Annotated in this window: 25 protein-coding genes and 3 pseudogenes; 22 read left to right on the top strand and 6 right to left on the bottom strand. The window is 35.6% G+C overall.

The window, feature by feature from the left end:
- Nucleotides 1-9: 9 nt before the first annotated feature.
- The 12 genes from ACR65M_RS04080 (at nt 10) to ACR65M_RS04025 (ending at nt 8312) form a co-directional block, all read left to right on the top strand.
- Nucleotides 10-444, top strand: coding sequence for an SRPBCC family protein (locus ACR65M_RS04080; RefSeq protein ID WP_440272610.1), 435 nt, complete (start codon nt 10-12; stop codon nt 442-444).
- 558 nt (nt 445-1002) lie between these two features.
- Nucleotides 1003-1305, top strand: a complete 303-nt coding sequence (locus tag ACR65M_RS04075) for a Spo0E family sporulation regulatory protein-aspartic acid phosphatase (RefSeq protein WP_440272609.1) — start codon at nt 1003-1005, stop codon at nt 1303-1305.
- Between the two features lie 495 nt (nt 1306-1800).
- Nucleotides 1801-2121, top strand: coding sequence for an ArsR/SmtB family transcription factor (locus ACR65M_RS04070; protein WP_440272608.1), 321 nt, complete (start codon nt 1801-1803; stop codon nt 2119-2121).
- 3 nt (nt 2122-2124) lie between these two features.
- A complete protein-coding gene (locus ACR65M_RS04065) occupies nt 2125-2517 on the top strand; it encodes an SRPBCC family protein (protein WP_440272607.1) in 393 nt (130 codons plus the stop codon).
- Nucleotides 2518-2563: 46 nt separating this feature from the next.
- Nucleotides 2564-2935: an iron chaperone gene (locus ACR65M_RS04060; RefSeq protein ID WP_121447002.1), complete on the top strand. Its 372-nt coding sequence runs from the start codon at nt 2564-2566 to the stop codon at nt 2933-2935.
- A 65-nt stretch (nt 2936-3000) separates the two neighbouring features.
- On the top strand, nt 3001-3702 hold the full coding sequence (locus ACR65M_RS04055; protein WP_440272606.1) for an FAD-dependent oxidoreductase: 702 nt from the start codon (nt 3001-3003) through the stop codon (nt 3700-3702).
- Between the two features lie 29 nt (nt 3703-3731).
- Nucleotides 3732-4154, top strand: a complete 423-nt coding sequence (locus ACR65M_RS04050; protein ID WP_440272605.1) for a VOC family protein — start codon at nt 3732-3734, stop codon at nt 4152-4154.
- 119 nt (nt 4155-4273) lie between these two features.
- Nucleotides 4274-4684, top strand: coding sequence for a transcriptional regulator (locus ACR65M_RS04045; RefSeq protein ID WP_341330002.1), 411 nt, complete (start codon nt 4274-4276; stop codon nt 4682-4684).
- Between the two features lie 265 nt (nt 4685-4949).
- Nucleotides 4950-5642, top strand: a complete 693-nt coding sequence (locus ACR65M_RS04040; protein WP_121446998.1) for a winged helix-turn-helix domain-containing protein — start codon at nt 4950-4952, stop codon at nt 5640-5642.
- A gap of 80 nt (nt 5643-5722) precedes the next feature.
- Nucleotides 5723-6646, top strand: a complete 924-nt coding sequence (locus ACR65M_RS04035; protein WP_341330003.1) for an ABC transporter ATP-binding protein — start codon at nt 5723-5725, stop codon at nt 6644-6646.
- A complete protein-coding gene (locus ACR65M_RS04030) occupies nt 6639-7394 on the top strand; it encodes an ABC transporter permease (protein WP_341330004.1) in 756 nt (251 codons plus the stop codon). Before ACR65M_RS04035 ends, ACR65M_RS04030 begins: the two co-directional genes overlap by 8 nt.
- Before the next feature lie 12 nt (nt 7395-7406).
- Nucleotides 7407-8312, top strand: coding sequence for a sensor histidine kinase (locus ACR65M_RS04025; RefSeq protein WP_440272604.1), 906 nt, complete (start codon nt 7407-7409; stop codon nt 8310-8312).
- A gap of 97 nt (nt 8313-8409) precedes the next feature.
- Here the strand turns inward: ACR65M_RS04025 and ACR65M_RS04020 are convergent, their stop codons facing one another.
- Nucleotides 8410-9351, bottom strand: a complete 942-nt coding sequence (locus tag ACR65M_RS04020) for a helix-turn-helix transcriptional regulator (RefSeq protein ID WP_440272603.1) — start codon at nt 9349-9351, stop codon at nt 8410-8412.
- Between the two features lie 84 nt (nt 9352-9435).
- Here ACR65M_RS04020 and ACR65M_RS04015 point away from each other — a divergent pair, with 84 nt between their 5' ends.
- Nucleotides 9436-9915, top strand: coding sequence for a GyrI-like domain-containing protein (locus ACR65M_RS04015; protein WP_341330007.1), 480 nt, complete (start codon nt 9436-9438; stop codon nt 9913-9915).
- A gap of 280 nt (nt 9916-10195) precedes the next feature.
- On the opposite strand, the gene ACR65M_RS04010 is transcribed toward ACR65M_RS04015, so the two are convergent.
- Complete coding sequence (locus ACR65M_RS04010) at nt 10196-10684, bottom strand: SRPBCC domain-containing protein (RefSeq protein ID WP_341330008.1); 489 nt, start codon at nt 10682-10684, stop codon at nt 10196-10198.
- A 937-nt stretch (nt 10685-11621) separates the two neighbouring features.
- Between ACR65M_RS04010 and ACR65M_RS04005 the strand changes: the two genes are divergently transcribed.
- Together ACR65M_RS04005 and truA are read left to right on the top strand one after the other, a co-directional pair.
- Nucleotides 11622-12020, top strand: a complete 399-nt coding sequence (locus ACR65M_RS04005) for a response regulator (RefSeq protein ID WP_440272602.1) — start codon at nt 11622-11624, stop codon at nt 12018-12020.
- 288 nt (nt 12021-12308) lie between these two features.
- Entirely contained in the window at nt 12309-13046 is a 738-nt protein-coding gene (truA, locus tag ACR65M_RS04000; RefSeq protein WP_440272601.1) for a tRNA pseudouridine(38-40) synthase TruA, read from the top strand.
- Between the two features lie 156 nt (nt 13047-13202).
- Here truA and ACR65M_RS03995 read toward each other — a convergent pair whose 3' ends face one another.
- The 4 genes and pseudogenes from ACR65M_RS03995 to ACR65M_RS03980 form a co-directional block, all read right to left on the bottom strand.
- Nucleotides 13203-13994, bottom strand: a complete 792-nt coding sequence (locus ACR65M_RS03995) for an ABC transporter ATP-binding protein (RefSeq protein WP_121446990.1) — start codon at nt 13992-13994, stop codon at nt 13203-13205.
- Entirely contained in the window at nt 13994-15025 is a 1032-nt protein-coding gene (locus ACR65M_RS03990; protein WP_440272600.1) for a FecCD family ABC transporter permease, read from the bottom strand. The genes ACR65M_RS03995 and ACR65M_RS03990 overlap by 1 nt, the downstream gene beginning before the upstream one ends.
- A pseudogene (locus ACR65M_RS03985) lies at nt 15025-16052 on the bottom strand (FecCD family ABC transporter permease). Before ACR65M_RS03985 ends, ACR65M_RS03990 begins: the two are co-directional and overlap by 1 nt.
- Before the next feature lie 2 nt (nt 16053-16054).
- Nucleotides 16055-17074, bottom strand: a complete 1020-nt coding sequence (locus ACR65M_RS03980) for an iron-siderophore ABC transporter substrate-binding protein (RefSeq protein WP_440272599.1) — start codon at nt 17072-17074, stop codon at nt 16055-16057.
- A gap of 222 nt (nt 17075-17296) precedes the next feature.
- Between ACR65M_RS03980 and ACR65M_RS03975 the strand changes: the two genes are divergently transcribed.
- The 7 genes and pseudogenes from ACR65M_RS03975 to ACR65M_RS03945 all read left to right on the top strand — a co-directional run.
- The gene (locus tag ACR65M_RS03975) at nt 17297-18322 is read left to right on the top strand and encodes an NAD(P)/FAD-dependent oxidoreductase (protein ID WP_121446986.1); all 1026 of its coding nucleotides are present in this window, start codon (nt 17297-17299) and stop codon (nt 18320-18322) included.
- Between the two features lie 321 nt (nt 18323-18643).
- Nucleotides 18644-18955, top strand: a complete 312-nt coding sequence (locus tag ACR65M_RS03970; protein ID WP_440272598.1) for a hypothetical protein — start codon at nt 18644-18646, stop codon at nt 18953-18955.
- 915 nt (nt 18956-19870) lie between these two features.
- Nucleotides 19871-20106: pseudogene (locus tag ACR65M_RS03965) on the top strand (ATP-binding protein); the annotation flags it as partial.
- 101 nt (nt 20107-20207) lie between these two features.
- A complete protein-coding gene (locus tag ACR65M_RS03960; protein WP_341330016.1) occupies nt 20208-20585 on the top strand; it encodes a RidA family protein in 378 nt (125 codons plus the stop codon).
- Nucleotides 20586-20986: 401 nt separating this feature from the next.
- Nucleotides 20987-21889, top strand: a complete 903-nt coding sequence (locus tag ACR65M_RS03955; RefSeq protein ID WP_440272660.1) for a Gfo/Idh/MocA family protein — start codon at nt 20987-20989, stop codon at nt 21887-21889.
- Nucleotides 21890-21923: 34 nt separating this feature from the next.
- Complete coding sequence (locus ACR65M_RS03950; protein ID WP_440272597.1) at nt 21924-22424, top strand: YehS family protein; 501 nt, start codon at nt 21924-21926, stop codon at nt 22422-22424.
- Between the two features lie 356 nt (nt 22425-22780).
- A pseudogene (locus ACR65M_RS03945) lies at nt 22781-23215 on the top strand (malate synthase); the annotation flags it as partial.
- Nucleotides 23216-23291: the final 76 nt, after the last annotated feature.

The following is a 23291-nucleotide window of genomic DNA, read 5'->3' as shown; positions in this document are numbered from 1 at the left end:
GAGGACAAAATGGTAGATGTTTTAACAGAAATCATTATAAATCGCCCCATTTCACAAGTATCAGAATATGCAATGAATCCTGATCATGCTCCAGAATGGTATGTAAATATACAGTCTATAGAATGGAAGACACCCAAACCGCTCAAACTTGGTTCACAAATTGCTTTTAAAGCGAACTTTCTTGGTAGGGAGCTTTCCTATGTGTATGAAATTGTAGAATTTATACCCGGGGAGAAATTTGTGATGAAAACAGCAAATGGCCCATTTCCTATGGAGACAATCTATACATGGCAAGCCATCGATGAAAATCATACTCGAATGACTTTACAAAATAAAGGTAAACCATCTGGCTTTAATAAGATATTATCCCTTTTCATGACAACAATGATGAGAAGAGCAAACATGAAAGATTTGAAAAAAATCAAAGCTATACTTGAACAATAACTTCTGCTGACAAGAATTTGTTCAAAATTTAATTATCACCTAGTTGATTGTTGACTTCCGCTTCGGGGTGGACGCATTCCGTGGGCGTGGCTTGAGCCTTCTCGTCTCTGCTGCTCCTGCGGGGTCTCAAGTCTCACGCTTTTCTCGCGATATAAAAACAACAATGTTTGCGAAAACATCATTTTTGTATGAATTCCATTGTTGCGACTATAAATCAAGGTTATCTAAGTTTTTAAAATTGTATTACTTTTCCCTTGACTATTATATTAATAAAATTAAGTGCTGTAATTTTAAAAGAGGAAAAGGGAGAAAATCTTTGATTATCAAGTGATTAAACAAACATATAGTTTTCATCTATTAAAAAAGTATTATATTACTAATCCGATAGACTTTTTAAAATATTTCTGCTTTTCGCTTTCGTATTTCCTCCAAGATTAGACTGTGATACTATCTTATAGGTTTTGGAATTAGAAGATATTTCATCACAGATTAGAGTATTACTGGTTTTGATCATCACCCATTCCAAAACCATAATAAAAAATATTATTGGAGTGTATGATGAAAACAAAAGAGAATGTTCAAAGTGAAAATATGGAACTCTTAATAGAAATCTTTCATCTTAGAAATACCTTAAGCGAAATATACTCTCAAAAGGGGCCAGATAACTCTGTTTATCTTTCACTCTCACTAGAGTTAAAAGTACTTGTTAATGAGTATATTGAGGAAAAAATTACTATGTTGAAAGATGAGCTTATCGAAATATGTAATGAAAAAGGCTTTCAAAACAAAGAAACTATTGAGACGAGCAGGAAACTTGATAATGCAATAATCGAATATCAGAAGTTGATGTATATTGGCTAGAATGGGAGTCAAACAAGTTATCCTAAAGGAGTTAAAGATTAGGATAACTTTTTTTGTTTATAAACCTATATACCTGAACTCTTCAGTAGTTCATCGTTTGCAGTTCTATTTTACGTTTTTGTCAAGACATCACTAAAACTAAAAGACATAGAATGCTGATATAAAGAGTGACTGATACACAATATGTGGTGTCAGGCATTCTTTTTTGATATTAAAAATCTCTATCTAAATATAGATAATCACTTAATCACCACATTAAGGAGTGACAAATATAACTAAAAGGAAAATGATTATTTATCAAATCGAAGAATGTTCACGATTTAAAGTTAATCTCTAAAGCTATGTTTTTTTAAATTTAAAATGACAAGAATAATTAGAAGGATTACATGCAGAAAATGCTAGATATCTTTTAAAAATATTGACTGGACACTAATTGGTGTCATATAATTTAAGACACCGATTAGTGTCGTTTATATTTGAAAGGGGGGGAGGATTTTGAACACTACTCACCAAAAGCATGATGTTTTTGTAGCGATTGCAGATCCATCAAGAAGAAAATTAATACGTTTGTTGGCAGGTGCAGAAGAGTTACCTCTTCACGAACTAACTCCTCATTTTCAAATGGGGCGGACAGCGGTATCGAAACATTTGGCTATCCTTAAAGATGCAGATCTAGTTACTAATCGTAAAGTAGGTAGAGAAACAAAGTACCGACTAAATCCGGCTCCCTTACAGGAAGTGAAGGATTGGTTAGCCTATTATGAAAAGTTTTGGAATGAAAGAGCGATATTACTTAAGAATATATTGGAGGAATAGAGAATGGCAGATTTATCATTAGATTTTGAATTTAAGAGTCCAATCAAAAAGGTATGGGCAGCTTTAACAAATTCCGATACACTCGCACAATGGGTAATGAAAAATAATTTTAAACCAATTGTCGGATACAAATGTCAGTTTCAAAATGAGGAAATCGGTTTAATTGTAGATAGTGAAGTATTGGTGGTGGACGAGCCTAATAAATTATCCTATACATGGGTAGGTGGTCCGGTAAACACGATTGTCACATGGACGTTAAAACAAGAAGGGGAAACCACCTACTTACATCTTGAACAGACTGGATTTGAAAATGAGAATGTTCAAGCGTTCAACGGTGCGAAGTATGGTTGGGCATATAAGATTGAAGAGCTTAAAAAAGTGATAGAGGAAATGTAATACGAAACTTTTGAACACCATCATTTTCATTCTAGGAGGGAATAACTTGGACGTTTTTGCTGAATTTTTAGCGGGGATTGATGACCCTTTTCACAGAGAAAGAACAGAAGAAGTATTAACGTGGATAACGGATAAATATCCAAATTTAAAGAAAGAAATGAAATGGAATCAACCAATGTTTACGGATCATGGCACATATATTATTGGATTTAGCGTTTCTAAAAAGCATTTAGCTGTGGCTCCTGAAAGTGTAACGATTACTCATGTAGAGGATGACATTGTAAAGGCTGGCTATGATTACACAAAGGAGATTATACGTATTCCTTGGAAAAGTTCGGTAGACTACACACTACTTGAGAAAATGATTGAATTTAATATAAAGGACAAGGCAAACTGTACAACTCTCTGGAGGAAATAAAAAAATATAGGGTAGCCCTTAGAAAGTGTATGAGGGCTTCTGTAAGGCTTAAAGGAGATAGTGAAATGGGATTTTTTCAAGATATGATTGCGGTATTTAAAAAGAGACAATTAGTCTTTATCGAAAGCCACAAAGAATCAGATGATGTATATACCTTCTTATTTGAAAAGGAGAAAGATTTAACCTGGAAAGCAGGACAGCATGGATTGTTTAGTATTACTCATAAAAAAGTGAAAAATCCTACTAAACCATTTACAATAGCAGCTGCTCCAAGTGAAAATGTTTTAAAATTAACGATGAAAATAAATGATAACCCAAGTGAATTTAAGAAGGCAATGTTAGAACTAAAACAGGGAATGACAATCGGTATGTCAGGACCTTTAGGTTCATTAAATGTTAACGATGAACATCCTACGGTTCTTATTGCTGGAGGAATTGGAATCACACCGTATCGATCCATCATAAAACAAATTGAGGCAGAAGGAAATGGTAATAAGAAGCCAATACACCTACTTTATATGGATAGTGAAAAGAAGTATATGTTTAAAGATGAATTTGATGCTAACAATGATTCAATACGTATCTCGTATCTTGACTCTAGGGATGGCTTACATCAGGAGATAGACAAGTTAACTACTCTTTATCAGAATAATGGTCAATATCTGATTGCAGGGCCGAAGTCAATGGTGGATTCAATCTCTAGTTACTTACAAAATAATAGTATTTCAAAAAAGAATATCAAAAAAGATGCTTTCCATGGCTATTAAAATATAAGTTGAGGAGGTTGAATTCATTTATGAAACCAAGAATCACTGTCATTACATTAGGTGTAGATGATTTGGAAAAGGCATTAGATTTCTATCGTGATGGGTTGGGACTACCAACAGAAGGTATTATAGGTAAGGAATTTGAGCATGGAGCTGTTGCCTTTTTTGACCTACAAGCAGGTTTGAAACTTGCTATTTGGAAACGCGAAGATATTGCATATGAGGCAAAAGTTACACAGGCTCCTGCAAGCCCCACTGAATTTACAATTGGTCACAATGTAAATAGTAAAGAAGAAGTAGATAAGGTTTTAGAACAAGCCGAAAAAGCGGGTGCAACAATAACAGACCCAGCACATGACACTTTTTGGGGTGGTTATTCTGGTCATTTCCAGGATCCGGATGGTCATTTGTGGGAAGTAGTTTGGAACCCAGCGTGGGAGATTGAGGACTAGGTTCGTGTTCTTGAAAGAGAATGTGGTTCAGAAATAAGCTAGAGTGTTTTTAAATAGATTTGATTGTTTAATTGAAGCTATATTAAAAAACGATGTTGAAGGAGATAGAAATACATAGGATGGAAACGATTTTTATTGAAAAAGACATTAACGTATTTTGTATAACTGCTACGTCTTTTCCAAATGGAGTTTTGGAGGCCCATCAGAAACTTCATAAAATGATTCCTTTTTCGGAAGAAAGAAGGTACTTCGGTTTATCAAGGCCGGAAAATGGTAAGATTGTGTACAAAGCAGCTGCAGAAGAATTAGTAAAAGATGAAGAGGAAAATAATGAATTTGAATCATTCGTTATTGAAAGAGGTAACTACAGAACCGTTACCGTATTGAACTTTAAAAATGATCCACAAGGTATAGGAACAGCTTTTGAAGAGCTAATTTCATATTCTGATATTGATCCTAATGGCTATTGCGTCGAATGGTATTTTAATGATCAAGATGTGAAGTGTATGGTTAGGTTAAAAGATAATTAATTAAATTTTGTATCCAGGGTGGTTTTTCCAATCAAAACTAATACAAATTCTCACTGACATTGGAACTAGATCTATATTCGTTCAAATAAAACCTAAAAATAATGCCTCTACTTAGTAGTAGAGGTGTTTTTTAGATAAAATCCATTTTGGTTTCTTATAATAGTAAAGGTGAAAATCTCCATATTACTAGGCTGTTCCTATTTTTATAACAATCGGTATGTTATAAAATAAGAAACATGAATAATAAAAGTAAGGTGTCGATAAAATGGAGAAGGAAATAAAGATCTTAGTTGTTGAAGATGACAATGATATCAATAAATTATTATGCGACATTATAAGAAAGAGTGGGTATGTGCCTCAGTCCGCATTTTCTGGAACAGAAGCGATGATTTACTTGGAAAATCGGGTTTGGGATTTGGTGCTGCTAGATCTAATGCTGCCAGGTATGTCGGGGGAAGAGCTTCTTGAAAAAATAAGTGAGCAAATTCCTGTTCCTGTCATGATTATATCAGCGAAGAGTGAGAAGCAAACAAAAATAGATGCATTAAGAACTGGAGCAGATGATTACATTACAAAACCTTTTGATATTGAAGAAGTATCTGCGAGGATTGATTCCCATTTACGCAGATATCGACGCTTTAACCAAGCTTCACATAAAAAAGAGCTAAGCTATAAAGATATTAGAATCAATACAGACTCACAAACAGTAATTGTAAATGAAAAAGAGATTCTTTTTACCGCACGAGAATATGCCATCTTAACACTTCTTATGTCCTCTCCTAAGAAAGTCTTCACGAAAGCTAATCTGTTTGAGAGTGTGTGGAATGAGAAATACTATGGGGATGATAATACGATAAGTGTTCATATGAGTAACCTCAGAAGTAAACTTTCGAAAGCAAATCCAAATGAAGACTATATTGAGACCGTTTGGGGAGTCGGGTATAAATTGCAAACTTAAGACTTTCTTAAGACTTTCCTTAACTCTTTTTTATGATTTCCTTTCTATACTAAAAGCATCACAAAAGGGAGGGAAATGATATGGTGGAATATGTACTTCGAACGAATAGCCTATCAAAGCAATATAAAAACCAATTAGCCCTTAATAAAGTAAATCTTACGATAAATAAAGGATCTATTTATGGATTTATTGGGCAAAACGGTGCAGGTAAATCAACGCTTATACGTTTAGTAACGGGTCTTGCTTTTCCGACCACGGGAAAGATTGAATTATTTGGACAAAGTAGTGAAATGGAACTTATTGAGGCAAGGCGACGAATTGGGACGATTATAGAAGGTCCAGCTTTGTATCCGCATTTGAGTGCAGCTGACAATCTAGAGGCACACAGACTATTAAAAGGGATTCCTGGGAAGGAATGTATCGAAAAAACACTCGAGATTGTTGGACTCCAAGATACAGGGAAAAAGAAAGCGAAGAATTTTTCATTGGGCATGAAACAAAGACTTGGAATTGGGATTGCATTGTTAGGTGAGCCGGAATTCTTGATTCTCGATGAACCAATTAATGGACTTGACCCTATGGGTGTTGTAGAAATAAGAGAATTATTGAAGAAGCTCAATCATGAATATGGGATTACAATCTTAATATCAAGTCATATTTTAAGTGAACTTCATTTACTCGCTACCCACTACGGAATTATTCATAAAGGAGAATTGTTAGAGCAATTAACCGCCAACGAACTTAATGAAAAATGTCAACAGTATATTCATATAAAAGTAGATAATCCAGATAGAGCAGCAACAATCATTGAGACTGATCTAGGAACTACTAAATATGATGTATTACCTGATGGGACAATTAAGCTTTACACTCATCTGGAAGCTCCAAGTAAAGTTTCAAAAATACTCACGGATAAAGGTTTATTAATCGAGCAATTTATGCCGATGGGTGAAGACCTGGAAACGTATTTTACCAATCGGATTGGTGGTGTTCAGCATGGATAATCTATTGAAATTTGAGTTATTTAAGCTGAGGAAGGATCGGTCATTTTGGACATTGGTCTTTGGGCTAATCGCATCTGCTGCTTTTTATCCAATGCTAATCTTTTTTAATGATGGCGTATTTGGTGCGGAACCAGTATCCGTGAGTGAATTATACACATTTACAGCTCTTGGAGGAAATAATTATATTGTTCGATTAGTTCCATGTATTCTTGCAGGTTTCTTTATTTCGAGCGAATATTCAATCGGTACAATGAAAAGTATGTGTGCTTCTGGTAATAGTAGATTTCGTATCTTTTCCTCTAAATTAATTGTCTTTTCGATAGGTGCTGCCATTATTTCACTGATATTCCCTATTGTCATGACTGGGGTTTCAGCGATCTTATCTGGGTTTAATGACATGCCAGATTTAGTCTTTATCCTTCGAACGATAGGATTAACGGCTTTGTACGCAGTTTCATTTGCATCTATGATGGCGTTAGCTGCGATAATATTTACTGATGGTGGAAAAACAATTGGATTTCTAATCTTATTTTTTATACTTTTCGACAGTATTTTATATATGCTGGGTCAACAGTTTTCGTTATTTGAAACAATCTTTAATAATTCAGTGTTTAAGCTCTATTTAGATATTACAAAGCTTGATCTTGTGTCCGGAGAATTACTTAAGTTAATACTGGTACCCATCTTAACCTTTCTTGTTTTTGGACTTATCGGTAGTTTTGTGTTTCAAAGGAAGGAAATTAAGTAAGTAGGAAAGCGGGTGAGAATCATCGTCTATATCGCAGTCACTTCAATAGTCATAACTGTATTTGTTCTCACTCGTTATTATTTGTTAAAAAAGGAAATAAAAAGAGCTAAAAAGCAATTGCACGAGTTAAATAATAATCGGACTGAAAAGAAAATTGACCTTGCTTTTTATGATAAGGATATTGAAAAGCTTGTGAAAGAAATAAACAATCAAATTGATGTAACCAAAAAAGCAAACGCAGAAAAGCGACGGAAAGAGAATGAATTAAAGCAGGCGATCGCTAATATTTCGCATGATATTCGTACACCTATGACATCAATTCTAGGGTATATTCAATTTTTAGAATCAGACGAATTAACATTGGAGAAAAAAACAGAGTATACGAAGGTTGTAAAAAGTGGTGCGTTAAGATTAAAGGCCTTACTAGAGGACTTTTTTGAATTATCCGTCATAGAGTCTGCCGATTATCCATTAAAGCCTGAAAAGATAACATTGAACCAATTGCTTTTAGAAGTCTTGGTCGTCTTTTATGAGCAATTCAAACAGCAAGGCATTGAGCCTGTTCTTCAAATTCCAGATGAAGAGATCGATATCATAGGTGACGTCTCTGCAGTGAAAAGAGTGATAGAAAACTTAGTGGTCAATGCGATTAAGCATTCAAATGGAGATGTTTCCATCCGACTTGAAAAACTTGCATCATCTGTACAACTGATCATAAGTAACAATGCTGAAGAGCTAAGTGAACAAGATATCGATTATCTATTTGACCGATTTTATAAAGCAGACAAAACGAGAACAGAAAAAAGCACAGGTTTAGGATTAGCAATTGCTAAAAGTCTAATGACTAAAATGCGCGGCACTCTCACTGCACATATAAAAGAGAATGAGTTATTTATGATTTGTGAATGGAAAAGGTAGTTTTTAACTAAATGATTTAAATCTAAGAAAACAATTCAATTCCAAAAAGAAGAACCCAATCTTTATTCAAACCAAGTATACAGATTGGGTTTTAGTTTTATTTTTCCTCCATTTTTGATTTAAGGTTTTGGCCATATAGGTTGAGGACTTTTTGCAAATAATGACGAAATTCTTTTTCAAAAATACCACCTTCAATAATTTGGGCATTCGTACCTAATTGTAATAAAAAACGGTAGGCATTCTCATTATTCGGAAGTTGTAAGTCTGCATAGTATGTTGTTTCATCACAAGGTGTAATCACCGAAATGCCAAAGCGTTCGATGATGATATCGCGAACCCGCATATTCGCTTTCAAACGCACTGGGTAAAATGGGGGGAGCTTTTCTTTTGGTATTTTGTCTATAAAGACATAATCACGTGCATGAAATATTTCGTTAGTAATTTGTATATTCGACATGCGAGCTAATCGAAAGGTACGAAAATCCTCTCGTTCATAACTATAGCCTTGTAAATACCAGCGCTCTCCTTTAAACATCAAGTGATAGGGTTCAATTTTTCGGGAAGTGTGTGTGCCGTTTACATCGTAATAGTCGAATTTGACGATTAAATGGTCTCGGATTGCCTCTTGTAAAGACTCCGCTAACGCCTTCAATTCCTCAGTTCCTTGCCAGTTTGTAAAATGCAAAGAAAAATCCATCTTATCGTTCAATCGTTCTGTTTGCATGGCACGGATTTTCGTCATAGTCGATTTGATTTCCGGACTTTCAATCAATTGTTCGACACTATTTAAGGCAGTTATTATATTTTGTAAATCTTTTGAGGTTAGTAGCTTTTTATCAACCTTATAAGTAGACATAAGTCCAATCCCGCCATCTCTTCCGGGAACAGTATATATAGGTATATTTGCCATGCTAAGCGTTTCAACATCGCGATAAATTGTCCTTGTTGTTACCTCAAAAGTTTTAGCAAGTTCTGTAGCCGAGACTAATTCTCGCTTTAATAAGATCATAATGATACTAATTAATCGTTCGATTTTCATAACTTTCTCCAAATATATGACAGACTGCTGTCAGGGTTAGTTGATTATAGTATAGATATAAATTAAGAAAAGAGGAATGATAATATGACAAATTTAACTATAAAACATATGGGTGAATTAACATTAACCGGCTATAGTACGAACATTTCACTCCCAACAATGGAGAATGTAGATGAAGTATCAAAACAAAAGTCAGCACACTTCGGGTCACTCGCAAAAAGTGGCAAATTCGGTGAATTAATGGCTGGAAGTAGAGACAAAATTGGTTATGCAGTCGGGACAACTAGCAGTGATAGCTTATCCTATTTCGCAGGAGCAAATACAACGACAGTTGCTGAAGATGGGGAACAATTGGTCCTGCCGGCTAATGAATATGTCGTGCTTACCGCTAAAGGAGGTCCAAGTCGAAATTTATTTGACCAATTAATCCGCCAATTTTTTGGAGAAATATTACCCAACCATCCTGAATTTGAGTATAAAGATACGTATGTCATTGAAATGTTATTAAACGGGAATCCAATGGATGCGGTTGTTGAGTTAGCAGTTCCGGTGAAGTCGAAATAGTAGGAAAGTGAGCAACATTAAAAAATTAGTCTGAAGATTGTTTAGATAGGCTCTTAATTCATTCGAAAAGGCGCAGCTAGAATCTTTGATGATTGCTGTAAAAAATTTAGGAGAAAATTAAGTTTTTGTTTCAGATTCCCTCAAACTATGATTGAAGAGTTGATAAACATAAATGGTTTAGTGGGGATTGTACTGAATCTTTTGGTTGGACTGTTTAAGAAAAGTTTAAGTAATAAAAACACCGGTTGCCGGTGTTTTTGTTTTGGTTATATTCAACGGTTTATATTTTTGTTAAGTATTCTTCTAATTGATTAAAGGTTCCACTATATCCTGCCTGAGCCATCTCTTTTGAATCTTCGAAGGTTTTAATCTCTTCCTCAGTAGGGGATACAGGAGCCACAATCATTGTAAGTGTTGTTTTTCCAGCGTCTTCGGTAAGCGTGATGGAATTCAGAGTTTGCATAGGCCAATTTGCGTCAAATGGTGCACGTACAGTGTTTCCTTCTTCATCCGAAAAGAAACTGGTGTAAATGATTTTCTCTGGTGCAATAATTTCATTGTATAAGAATTTAACCCACATTATGTTGCCGTCGGCAGGTTTTTGGCTATAGTGAAAGACACCGCCTGAACTGAAATCTGATTTAGAAACCTCGAATGCCCATCCTTTTGGTCCCCACCAGTTCTTTAGGTGTTCTGATTCAGTTAATGCCTTAAATACTAGTTCACGCGGGGCGTTGAAAGTATGAGTAATTTTGATTTGAGTTGACATTATGTTTCCTCCATTTTTTAGTCTTCACTTTCTTTATTTTCTCTCTTTTGTAGGTCTTACAGATAACGATCCGAGTTGTCGATTTTTTCTTCCCAAATGTCACTAATTCTAAATAACTGAACTTTTAAGAAAAAAGTTATTGCTGAACAGCAATTAATAATAGAGCTTAAAAATTATGTGAAGCAGAAATATAATAAAGTTTGGGGTTTTAAGGAAATCCCTATTGATGCCTATATACCAAAATAGGAAATGTTTAATTTGGACTTTGCCTGTTTGGTTATTGTTATAATAGCCATTAAAATTGGATTTTACTACCTCAATTACTACCTTTTCCTTATTTCTATTTGGCTATTTTCGTAAACTTTGTTGCTTTTTGATCCGATTATGCAAGGGATATATTATTGTCCAATCAGTGATTGCAGTGGATGGTACGAGATCCTCAAAAATGCAAGCATTTTCTTCGTGCGGTGTAGCTTCGAGGAAGTAATTCAACGTCCTGCGGGAATAGCGAGCCAGGCGAGACCCCGCAGTGACATAGCGACTTGTCCAGTTGCAGCGGCTAGAAACTCGAGAAATTTCAACTCCTCCTTCAGAGGCAAAATACGCCTCTTTGTCGGAGTCTCCGACGCACAGGACGTGCTAGTGCCGACTCCGCCACAGGACGTGGCGCTTTAGTCGGCCAATTTTCTCGTTTCTGTGCAAGCCGCCTCCACATTTCGTTGAGGAGGCTTGCGGATCGCCCGCGGAAAGCGAGTACCAGGAGCGGAAATCACCCTACATATAAAAGCAACAATCTTTTAGAAAATAGCCTTCTATTAAAAGTATAGGAACCCTTCGAATAATAGAAATAAGAACACCTTCCTATATGAATAGGAACAACAGGTGATTCATTTTTTTTATGAATTCCGTCAAAATTAGCATATAGGTTGAAAAGGGGATGACGAGCTTGAGAAAAACTGTATTAATTGCTGACGATTCATTATTTATGAGAACTTATTTAAAAAAAATGATAGTCAAAGAGAACTATAAAGTTATCTCGGAAGCCAGCAATGGAGAAGAGGCTGTCATCCAATATAAAAAGTCCTTACCAGATATTGTTTTTATGGATATAACAATGCCTACAGTCAACGGTATTAACGCATTAATAGAAATTAAAAAATTTGATCCTAATGCAATAGTGATTATGTGTTCCTCAATGGGGCAAAAGTCAATTATTATAGATGCGATTAGAAACGGAGCGACAGATTTTATTGTAAAACCTTATTTCAATAATCTCATTCATATATTAAGGAATATCGAATATAACTGTCACTCAAATAGATTGAAAGTAAAGTAGCGTACATATACTTAAGCAAACATTCGTGATTTCTCTCCATTAGCCCTACTTCTTATGAGGTAGGGTTATTCGTTTGTTAATATAATACACTTTCGCATACTTCGAAATATAAAGATAATTATCAACATATCTACAAACACTTATTCACATATCCACAGGAATCAATAATTTTCAATGGCATTTAAATTGAATGGGAATATAATCAAACTTGAAGTTGTGAAGCTCAATGAAGTACATTATGAAGGGAATATCTAATAATAGAGAAATACATTACCTAAGGAGAAAACAATGAACAATTATAAATTAACCATTCAGTATGATGGTGGACGTTACAAAGGGTGGCAGCGACTTAGTAATAGTGACAATACGATTCAAGGGAAAATTGAGAATGTATTAACAGAGCTGGCAGGAGAAAAGATTGAAATTATTGGATCTGGAAGAACGGATGCAGGTGTACATGCTCTTGCTCAAATCGCTAATTTTAAGATGCGTAAAAATGCATCCGAAGATGAAGTTATGCAATATTTAAACAGATACCTTCCAAATGACATTAGCGTTGTAGATGTTACGTTAACCCACGATCGATTTCATGCACGCTATAATGCTAAAGATAAAACCTATTTGTATAAGATATGGAACGAGCAATATACACATCCTTTTATGAGAAAGTACAGTATGCATGTGGAGGAGAAGCTTGATATTGAAAAAATGAGAATGGCATCTCAATTCTTTCTAGGTAAGCATGACTTTACTTCCTATTCCAACGCAAAATCTAAGAAAAAGTCGATGGTGCGTGAAATATACTCACTTGAAATAAATGAAAATGAGGGCTTTATCGAAATCAAAGTGCGAGGCAATGGCTTCCTTTACAATATGGTGAGAAAAATTGTAGGAACGCTAATTGAAGTTGGATTAGGCGAAAAAGATGCGGCTGCAATACCGAGTATTCTTGAATCAAAGGAAAGAATTCAAACAGGTCGTATGGCCGAAGCTGAGGGGTTGTATTTAGAAAAAGTTGGTTTTTAAATCATCTCCTTTTTTACGGAGCTATAATTAGCACCTCATGTGTTGCCATATACACTCAAGCTACTTGCTGCATTTATATTATTTTGGGAGCCATAAAACTATAGTAAAAAAAAGTAGGATTTGAGACGACCTCAAATTCTACTTTCTTATAATTTATTATTTATGAAATCGACTTATTGGAAGGACAAGTGGTGTGTTAGAAATGGGATCATTTATGATATGGCAATCTAAATTAAAGGTTTCTTTAATCAGTTCGCTCGTGATAATGTCATTTGGCGAGCCTTCAGCAATCAGTTTCCCATTCTTTACGGCAAATAAATAATCCGCATAACGTGCTGAAAGGTTAATATCATGAAGCACCATGACAATTGTTGTCCCATACTTTTCATTTAAGTCCTTCAATAAATCTAAAATTTCTACTTGATAAGTGATATCTAAATAGGTTGTTGGCTCATCTAAAAATAAAATATCGGTTTGCTGAGCTAATGCCATCGCAATCCATACACGTTGGCGTTGTCCACCTGATAATTCATCAATATGACGATCGCTAAATTCAGCGATATTCATCATATCAAGAGCTGTTGCAACGGCTTCGTAATCCTTTTTTGACCAACTTGAAAACATCGATTGATGCGGAAATCGCCCACGGCCAACTAAATCAGCAACGGTAATACCTTCTGGAACAATAGGGGACTGAGGCAAAAGTCCAACCGTACGAGCAAGCTTTTTAGACGGAATTTCATAAATTGATTTGTTATCTAAGTACACATCGCCATCCGATGGTTTTAATAACCGAGCCATTGTTTTTAATAAGGTCGATTTTCCACAGCCATTTGAACCGATAATAATGCTAATTTTATTTTTAGGAATCGAGAGGTTTACATCCTTTAAAATGAGATTTTGGTCATAGCCAGAATGTAAGTTTTTAGTCTGTAATGTATGAGACATTAAATATTCCCCTTTCGATTCAACTTGATTAGTAAGAAAATTAAATAAGGTGCTCCAATAATCCCTGTAATAACACCAACTGGATAGTGTGTCTCAAAAGCAAATTGCCCGATTAAATCTGCTGCAAGTACCAAGATTACACCAATTAACCCTGAAGGTATAAGTGCAGAGAATCCGACTCCGACAATACGTCTGGCAATTGGGCCAGCTAAAAATGAAATAAAGGCAATCGGTCCTGTTGTTGCAGTTGCTAAGGCAATAACCAGTACAGCTGATATTAATAAAATGATACGAACTTGATTTGTTGAAACACCTAAAGATGTAGCTGCTTGTTCACCGAGCTCTAACATTTCCAAATGATTTGAAAAATAGATAAGTATCGGTGTACAAATGACTATAAGAATAAGTAAAGGCATTATAGTTTCAACTTTTGCGCCGTTTAAGCTTCCACTCAGCCATCGAAGAGCAGTCGGTAAATCATGTGTTTTTGCTATTAACATTAAATAAGAGATAAAGGCATTTAACATTGCTTGAATCCCGATTCCAATTAAAATTAATCGTCCAATTGAGAAAGAAGAACTTTTCGACAAAATATATAAAACCGCAACTGTCAATAATCCACCTACAACTGAAGCAATTGAAATCATTGTGTTACTTGCATGTAGGACGACAATACAAAATACAGCTGCTGCACTTGATCCCGTTGTAATACCGATAACATTTGGATTTGCTAATGGGTTTCGCAGCATTGTTTGGAAAACATAACCCCCAACTCCAAATGCAAATCCAGCAAGGAGACCAGCTAACAAACGAGGAAAACGTAATGTTCCAACGGTAAAACTTGCCCCCTTAACATCTTCACCTAATAAAACGGCTATGACATCTTTCACTGGATAAATCGTATTTCCAAGCATGAGCATGGCACAACATAATCCAAGGGCAATTATTATTAAGATAACCATCGTCGCAATATAACGACGTTTACGTTTTGATCTTGATTGAATAATGGTTTGTAAAGTCTCATTGTTCATCATAGGCTACGCATTTTCGCTTTCATCGTAATATAAATTAAAATTGGTGCGCCAATAAAGGCTGTTAATATCCCAACCTCTACTTCTCCAGGACGAGCGATCACACGTCCTACAACATCGGATATGGTTAAAATAATCCCACCAGATAAGGCGGAAAGAGGAATGACAAAGCGCAAATCTGGCCCAATCATTAAGCGAATGACATGAGTTGCTAATAGACCAATAAATCCAATTGGTCCCGCAAAGGCTGTCGCAGCCCCACAAAGTAATACGCCAGCAAAAGCAGAGACTAAACGAATCGTCCCTGTTTTAGCACCTAATCCTGTCGCTACCTCATCCCCTAATGCCATCGCATTTAGTGCAGGTGCAGTTAAAATAGCAAGTATTATACCTACAACTAAGAAGGGTAGAAGTAATTGAATACTATCCCATGTACCAGCTCCAACGCTTCCAACTTGCCAAAAACGGAATTGATCCATAACATTTTGTCGAGGAATCATAATCGCTGTTACGAGTGATGAGAAGATAGCACTTGTTGCAGCGCCAGCTAAGACGAGTTTTAAAGGCGTAGCGCCGTTATAACCAAGAGAACCAATTGTAAACACAAAAATAGCAGTAAGAATCGCACCTGCTATAGCTAACCAGACATATTCACTTGGAGAGCTAATATTTAAAAAGGCAATGCCACTAACGACAAATAATGCAGCACCTGTATTAACTCCTAAAATACTTGGATCGGCAATCGGGTTTCGCGTGACTGATTGCATTAATGCCCCAGATACACCTAATGCAGCACCACACATAAAACTAAAAATAGTTCGTACAACACGTTGACGAACAACACTAGATTCATGATCGTTTAATTCTGGATGGAATAATCCATCCAGAATTATCGACCACCCAATTGAACGAGAGCCAAAAGCTATAGAAGCAATAATAGTAAAAGAATGAAAAGAATAATTGTTAACTTCCCTAAATTCTTTGGCCGGAAAAATTGCTTCTCCATAGCAACATTCAACTGTTTCATGACTACTTAATATTCTTCGCTACGTCTGAGATTAAAGTTAAGTATTCATCAATTGTATATTGAATTGAAAGTGGGTTTGGGTTACCAGCAGCTGCTAATGGTGTGTTGTCTTCTATAACTACGATGTTACCAGCAGCAATTGCAGGCACTTTCCCCAAAATTGGATCTGCTTGTAAAGCAGCTAATGTATCCTTGTTACCATAAGTAATAAATAGTTCAGTGTCGTTTAATGCATCTGCATTTTCAGCACTTACTTGAATGTAGAAGCTGTCATCAGTAATTAATTCTTTAATACCTTCAGGATATTCCATACCCAAATCCGATAAGAATTCACCACGTGGGTCTGCAGGTGTATAAATATAGAAACTTGATAAGTCAGCTGTGTTAAACATACCGAATGCAGCTTTTTTGCCTTTAATACTAGAGTACTCGTTTGCTTTATCAGCAATTAACTTTTCTGTATCCGCAACTAATTTCTTACCTTCTTCTTCCATACCCATACCTTTAGCGTTTAATAATACTTGGTCGCGCCAAGGTGTTACCCATGGAGTTTCTTCATACGGAACTACTGGAGCAATTTGGCTTAAAGTATCGTACTCTTCTTCTGTAATACCTGAATATGCAGCAAGGATTACATCTGGATTACTATCAGCAATTGCTTCAAAATCTAAACCGTCAGTATCTTGATATACGGTTGGATTTTCTTCACCTAGCTCTTTTAATTTATCAGCAGTCCATGGTAATAAACCAGAATCATCTTGGATCCCGTAGTTTGCAGCAGAGAAACCTACTGGTACTATACCAAGTGCTAACACTACATCATGGTTTGCCCAGGCTACTGTTGCAACTCGTTCGGGTTTTTCCTCAATTGTTGTTTCACCAAATGCATGTTTAATGACGATTGGATACTGACTATCGCTTTCTTTATCAGTGGTTGCCTCTTCATTGGTTGTGCTTTCGTTGGCACAAGCCGCTAGAAATAAAATAAAAATAGAAGTAATAATAAATAATAGCTTCTTCATTATAATTAGCCTCACTTTGTTAATTAGTTTTTTTATTTTCCGGTTAAATGATAAAGATTTTCATTATCATTTGTATAAATTTATAATACGCTTACTTTTTTTCATATGTCAATAACTTTTCTGAGAATTATTATCAATTACAATTGACTTTCAAAACAGGATTCGTTAATCTAGTTGATAAGAGTTCTCATTTAAATTCATAAACAAAATGGAGTGTTCCAAATGGAAATATATGATGTGACGATTATAGGTGGTGGACCTGCCGGACTATATAGTGCTTTTTATAGTGGTATGCGAGACATGAAAACAAAAATTATCGAATATCATTCCTATTTAGGTGGAAAAGTAAATATCTTTTTAGAAAAGGTACTTTGGGATGTAGGTGGTCAACCACCAATTCTGGGCCATCAATTTGTGGAAAATTTAATCGCACAAGCTATGACATTTGAACCGACCATATGTTTAAGTCAAAAAGTTGACCGGATTGATAAAGAGGAAGAATATTTTATTATTTCAACAAATACAGGGGAGAAGCATTATTCAAAATCTATTATTATAGCAATTGGCGGGGGCATCTACGAGCCAATTAAGTTGGAGCTTGAAGGAGCAGAAAAGTTTGAAATGACTAACCTTCACTACACAATTAACGGCATCGAGCGCTTTAGAAATCGAGATATTTTAATATCGGGCGGAGGAAATGCGGCTATTGATTGGGCTGTTGAACTATTGCAAGTCGCAAAAAAGCTAACAATTATTTACCGTAGTGATGAATTAAAAGCACATGAATCACAAATAAAAAAATTAGTAGAGAACGGTGTAGAAATTAAATTACATACAGAAATAGTGAAGCTCATTTCAAATGAAAATAAGACGGCTATTGACCGTGTTTTATTAAAAGAAAATGATACGGAATATGAAATAACAATGGACGAAGTATTAGTCTGTCACGGTTATAATCGGGAAGTTTCACTAGAATTCTGTGATTCTATTGCACCCGTACGAAATGAATATAAGCAATTTGAAAGTGAAGGGCAATGTAAAACATCGATACCTGGGATATACGCGGTAGGCGATATTGTATCCTATACAGATAAAGTCTACTTATTAGTCGGGACCTTTAATGATGCAGTTTTAGCTGTAAATAGTGCGAAGAAATTCATTGAGCCAGATGCGGCGAGTTATGCCATGGTTTCTTCACATAATGATAAATTTAATCAGCGTAATGCAGCGATTTTAGTGAAAAAATAAGGCTCATTTCTAAAAGATTGTTGATTTCAAAAATAAATGTGTAAACCTAGTAGATTGGAGCAGGTGGCGACCCCCGCGGGGAAAGCGTCCACATGAAGCGGAACAATCATAATAAACAACAAAGTTTGCGAAAACAGCCTAAATATAAAACAGTGTAAGACATTTCTACATAAAGAGCGGTCGCGTTTTTAGAATTACTATAACGAATAGAACGAATTTCCATTAGTGGAATTCGTTCTTTTTTGTTATATAAGAGGATTAAAGATATTTTTGAAGAATTTCTATATGATGCATTTGTACTAATTTTTTATGGAGGGAACTATGGGGTCGGAATTTATTATAACGATTGTTATTATTTTTGCAGTTGTATTCTTGATAGACAAAGTATACGGAAGAATTAATATAGAAGATTATTCACCTATTTGGGAGTATTTTTTTAAAGCCCTTCTCTATGGGTTTATCGCTAGCGTTACATTATTCTACGGAAAGGAATCGCTAAGTGATGTAAATACGCTAGAATGGGCCATCATTGCAGTATCAGCAATAGAAGGAATAGGGAATTACATTAACTATGTAAAAGAATCTAAAAGGAGAAAAGAAGAAAAAAAGGAAGCCTTGAAAAGACTTAACTAAACCACTGTTTGATTTGGTGTGGTAACTTAATTTTCCTTATTTTATTTTTTATTTTGAAAAAACCAAAGCCTGTGAAATTTTACTCATGGTAAATAACACAGGCCTTTTCATTTCAAAGGAGGGTTTTGTCCCAGTCTCTTGTTATGTTAAATCAGAAGATTCCATATGTATTTAATTCCATCCCATAAAGCTAAGGCTACGAGTACAGCAACTATCCCTTTTAAAATCTCTCTCATACTATCACCTCACAATAGCCGGTTTCTATGTATTTACGAAAGGGATTCGTAAAAGTTTCAAATCTCTAAAATTCATTAAGTAGTGTCAAATCCTTCGTTGCTCAAACTCAATGTTTAATAAAAGAGAAGGGCATCCCTTTATATAGTTCCATATCAAAAACCGATTAGTGCTCCGGCAATCAATTTCGTATTTAACATGGTGAAAACTAGGTGAAGAATATTTTGATACAGAGAGGTGGGAAAATACAGGTTATGTAGATAAACAATTTATGTTTTATTAGAAGGCTCTTTTCTAAAAAATTGTTGGTTTATTGATAATAAAGTTCAAACCTAGTAGATTGGAGCGAAAGATGGCGACTCCTCGAAAATGTATTCACATTTTCTTCGTGCGTGGGTTATTTCAAAGAAGCAAATTCAATGTCCAGCGGGAAAAGCGTGAGACTTGAGAACCCGCAGGAGCAGTAGCGACGTGTCCAGTTTCAGTGGCTAGAAACTCGAGAATTTCAACTCCTCCTTAAGAGGCAAAATACGCCTCTTAGTCGGCAATTTTCTCGTTTCTGTGCAAGCCGCCTCCACATTTCGTTGAGGAGGCTCAAGCCACGCCCGCGGAAAGCGTCCACCTGAAGCGGAAAGTCAACAATAATGTATCCCATGATTTGAGAACACCTTTGACCATGGCAAAGCAGTACTGAAAGTATCAAATAGGGTAGAAAAAGCTCCTGTAGATGATGTGAAAAAATTATTTGAACTATTTTTTAGAGGAAACAAAGCAAGGAAAGATAACCAAGGTACGGGGTAGGACTTGCGATCTCAAAAAGAATCGTTGAACTTCATTATGGCAATATTTGTGCGGATTATAAGAAAGGGTGGATGACTTTAATTGTTGAACAACCGATTCATAAAAGTAGCAGGTAGAGAGGAAACCCTGTCGATTCTCTAGTTAGGGTAAGAGGAATGTAGAGAGTATGATGTTAATATCTTACAAAAAAATCTTGTTTTAAAAGGAGGAGTTTTAAATGTCAAGAAAGGCTTTTAGTGCACCAGGAGCTGTTGCTGTTGGTCCATATTCACATGCAATTGAATCAGGTGATTTACTATTTCTATCTGGACAAACCCCAGTAGACTCACAAAATGGAAAGCTTGTAGAAGGTGATATTGTTGAACAGACAACTCAATGTTTTAAAAACCTTTTCAATGTATTGGAGGCAGCAGGATTAACTCCTGACCATGTTCAAAAGGTGAATGTGTTCTTAACCAATATGGATAATTTCACAGCGATGAATGAAGTATATTCTAAACAATTTTCTGAGCCATATCCTGCACGTACAACTATAGGAGTGTCATCACTTCCTCTTGGTGCACAGGTTGAAATCGAGATGATAGCTAGAAGATAAAACTCAGGGAATTCGGACCAAAGTATAGGAATAAGCAGAAGTGAAAACTGGAGTGCAGCAGGTATCAAAATAATCAACGGATGGCTACTTGTAGAAAGACCATGAGTTCGTTAAAAGGTTTTTTAACAATTCATGGTCTTATCTATTTCAAATAAACTACTTGGATTATATGTTCCTAAGGTGAAGATCTGGAGTCGCGATATAACTACTATTGTTATTTTTATAAAGGCTAGATTTCAGTATGCTCTTACTTTCGATTAACTACTATTAGGTCTCCAGCTTTTTAAAATGGTATAATCTTGTTTATCGTTTGCGGTTTTACTATCATTATTAAAATATTCATCGGGTCTTCACTGTGACCGATGACACATAGACGAAGAGGGGGATTAATAGTGATTAAAATGGGGGTTATTGGACTTGGAGATATTGCACAAAAAGCTTATCTTCCTGTTTATAGCGGATTAAAGGAGATTGAGTTTCACTTTTACACAAGAAACCAAGAAAAGTTACGAGAAATTACCAGCCAGCATAGGTTTGAACATTTTCACTTCAGCCTCCAATCCTTGGTTGAGAGTGGGATTACGGGAGCATTCGTCCATTCAGCGACATCTTCTCATGAAGAAATCGTGAAGTTGCTTCTACAGCACGGAATCCATGTATTTGTGGACAAACCAATCACGGATAATTATGAAGGTGCTCATCGGCTTGTTGAACTAGCAGAAGCCCGAGGGGTCATTCTTATGGCTGGATTTAATCGTAGGTTTGCACCTTCGTATGTCAGTTTGAAGGAAGTATCTCACCCCAATATGGTTGTGGTCCAGAAAAATCGTCATAATCTTCCTGGAGAGCCGAGAACGTTTATTTTCGATGATTTTATTCATGTAGTGGATACGATGAGGTATTTATTTCCACACTCAATGGAAGATTTAATAGTGAACGGTCGTATGGAAAATGGTCTCTTATACCATGTAGTGATCCAATTTGTATCAAAAGGCGGCACGGCAGTCGGTATTATGAACAGGGATAATGGGACGACCGAGGAAATGGCCCAAGTTATGGGTCCGTTCGAAAAGCGAACAGTCATGAACGTATCCAACTTAGTTATTTCGAAAGGTATGGAAAACAGTGAGGTTCGTAGCAGCGATTGGGAGCCAACCTTGGTTAAAAGAGGCTTTGAGCAAATGGTAACTAATTTTATTCAAGCGGTCAGCACAAATTCGGTACCATTAATTACAGCTAGGGATGCACTGAAAACCCATGAAATTTGTGAAGAAATCCTCACAAAACTAGCGGAACAGAAGTAACTGACAGTTAAATAGAAAAAAAGGAGGTCAAATGATGGATAATAACGATATTTTAATCCGATTAAGATATGCATTGGAATTAAAAAATAAAGAAATGGCAGAGATTTTTAGACTTGGTGGCACGGAGGTATCGGTACCAGAGGTAGTAAAGATTCTCACAAAGACATACGATGAGGATGAATACGAGAATGAAGATCAAATAAAGTGTACGCACAGTATGTTAGACTCATTCTTAAATGGCCTTATTATTTACAAAAGAGGGGTGCAGGAACCTAAACCAGGACAGCCTAATCCAGCAGAACCTACTCTAAAGACAAGTGGGAACATGAATAATCTTCTTTTAAAGAAAGTCAAAATTGCACTAGCTTTGACGACTGAGGATATGCTAGATATTTTTGATAATGTAGGATTAAGGGTAACAAAAGGTGAGCTAGGGGCTTTATTACGAAAAGAAGGACATAAAAACTATAAAGAATGCGGAGATAATTTCGCAAGAAACTTTTTAAAAGGGCTAACGATCAAATACAGAGGGTAGTGCCACAGCCATCATTTATTAGAGGTTCTATTATCTCGTTCCGCTTAACAACAGATGATCATATATAGGGGTTTTCCAAAAGTAATAAGACTTTTGGGAAGCCCTTTTTTATAGCTTTTTCGAATGGTTTCGGAATATAAAATTTCATTTTACCTCACGATAAAATAAGTTGTCAATAAGAAAATTTGAAAAACTTTCAAAAAAATGTTACAATAATCTTACAATTGGTTATTGATACCAATCGAAGAATAAATCAATCATTTACGTGGGATTGAAAGGAAGCTAGTTGAATAAAATGATCAATTTACTATCTAATAGTAACCGAGTTTTTTTATTCTACAAGGAGGACTAGAATAATGAATCTAATTAATAAGAAAGTTACACACAATCGTTTTGGCCTGGGTAGTATAGTTGAGCATAATGAATCTAGTATTGAAATCCATTTTGAATCTGAAAATAAAAAGTTTGTTTTCCCCGATGTATTTGAAAAGCATCTAAAACTGCATGATAAAAATATTGCCAATTCACTAGAAAAAATAATACAAAAAAAGGCAATGGAACGAAAAGAGGAAGAACGGAAGAAGGAAGAGGAAAGAGCACGACAAAGAAAAAAAATGGAACTTCGCTTGGAATATGAAAAACTTATGAAAAATCATAAACTTCATCCACAATCACAAATGGTCTTTTGGTGTGACACAGAAGAACAGCATCAATCTTTATCAGAATGGAAGGTTTTTTCAGGTGAAATAAAGAGTGGTACAAATAAAGGGAAGCCAAATAAACCTATCCGTGGACTAACCTAAAATAGTGAGACAATATAAAACACCTCCAAAATGGCAATACTTGAGATAAGTATTGTGACATTAT

The sequence above is a fragment of the Ferdinandcohnia sp. SAFN-114 genome (assembly GCF_059415045.1).
Note: the sequence above shows the minus strand (reverse complement) of the source record. Positions and strands in the feature narration are given on the sequence as shown.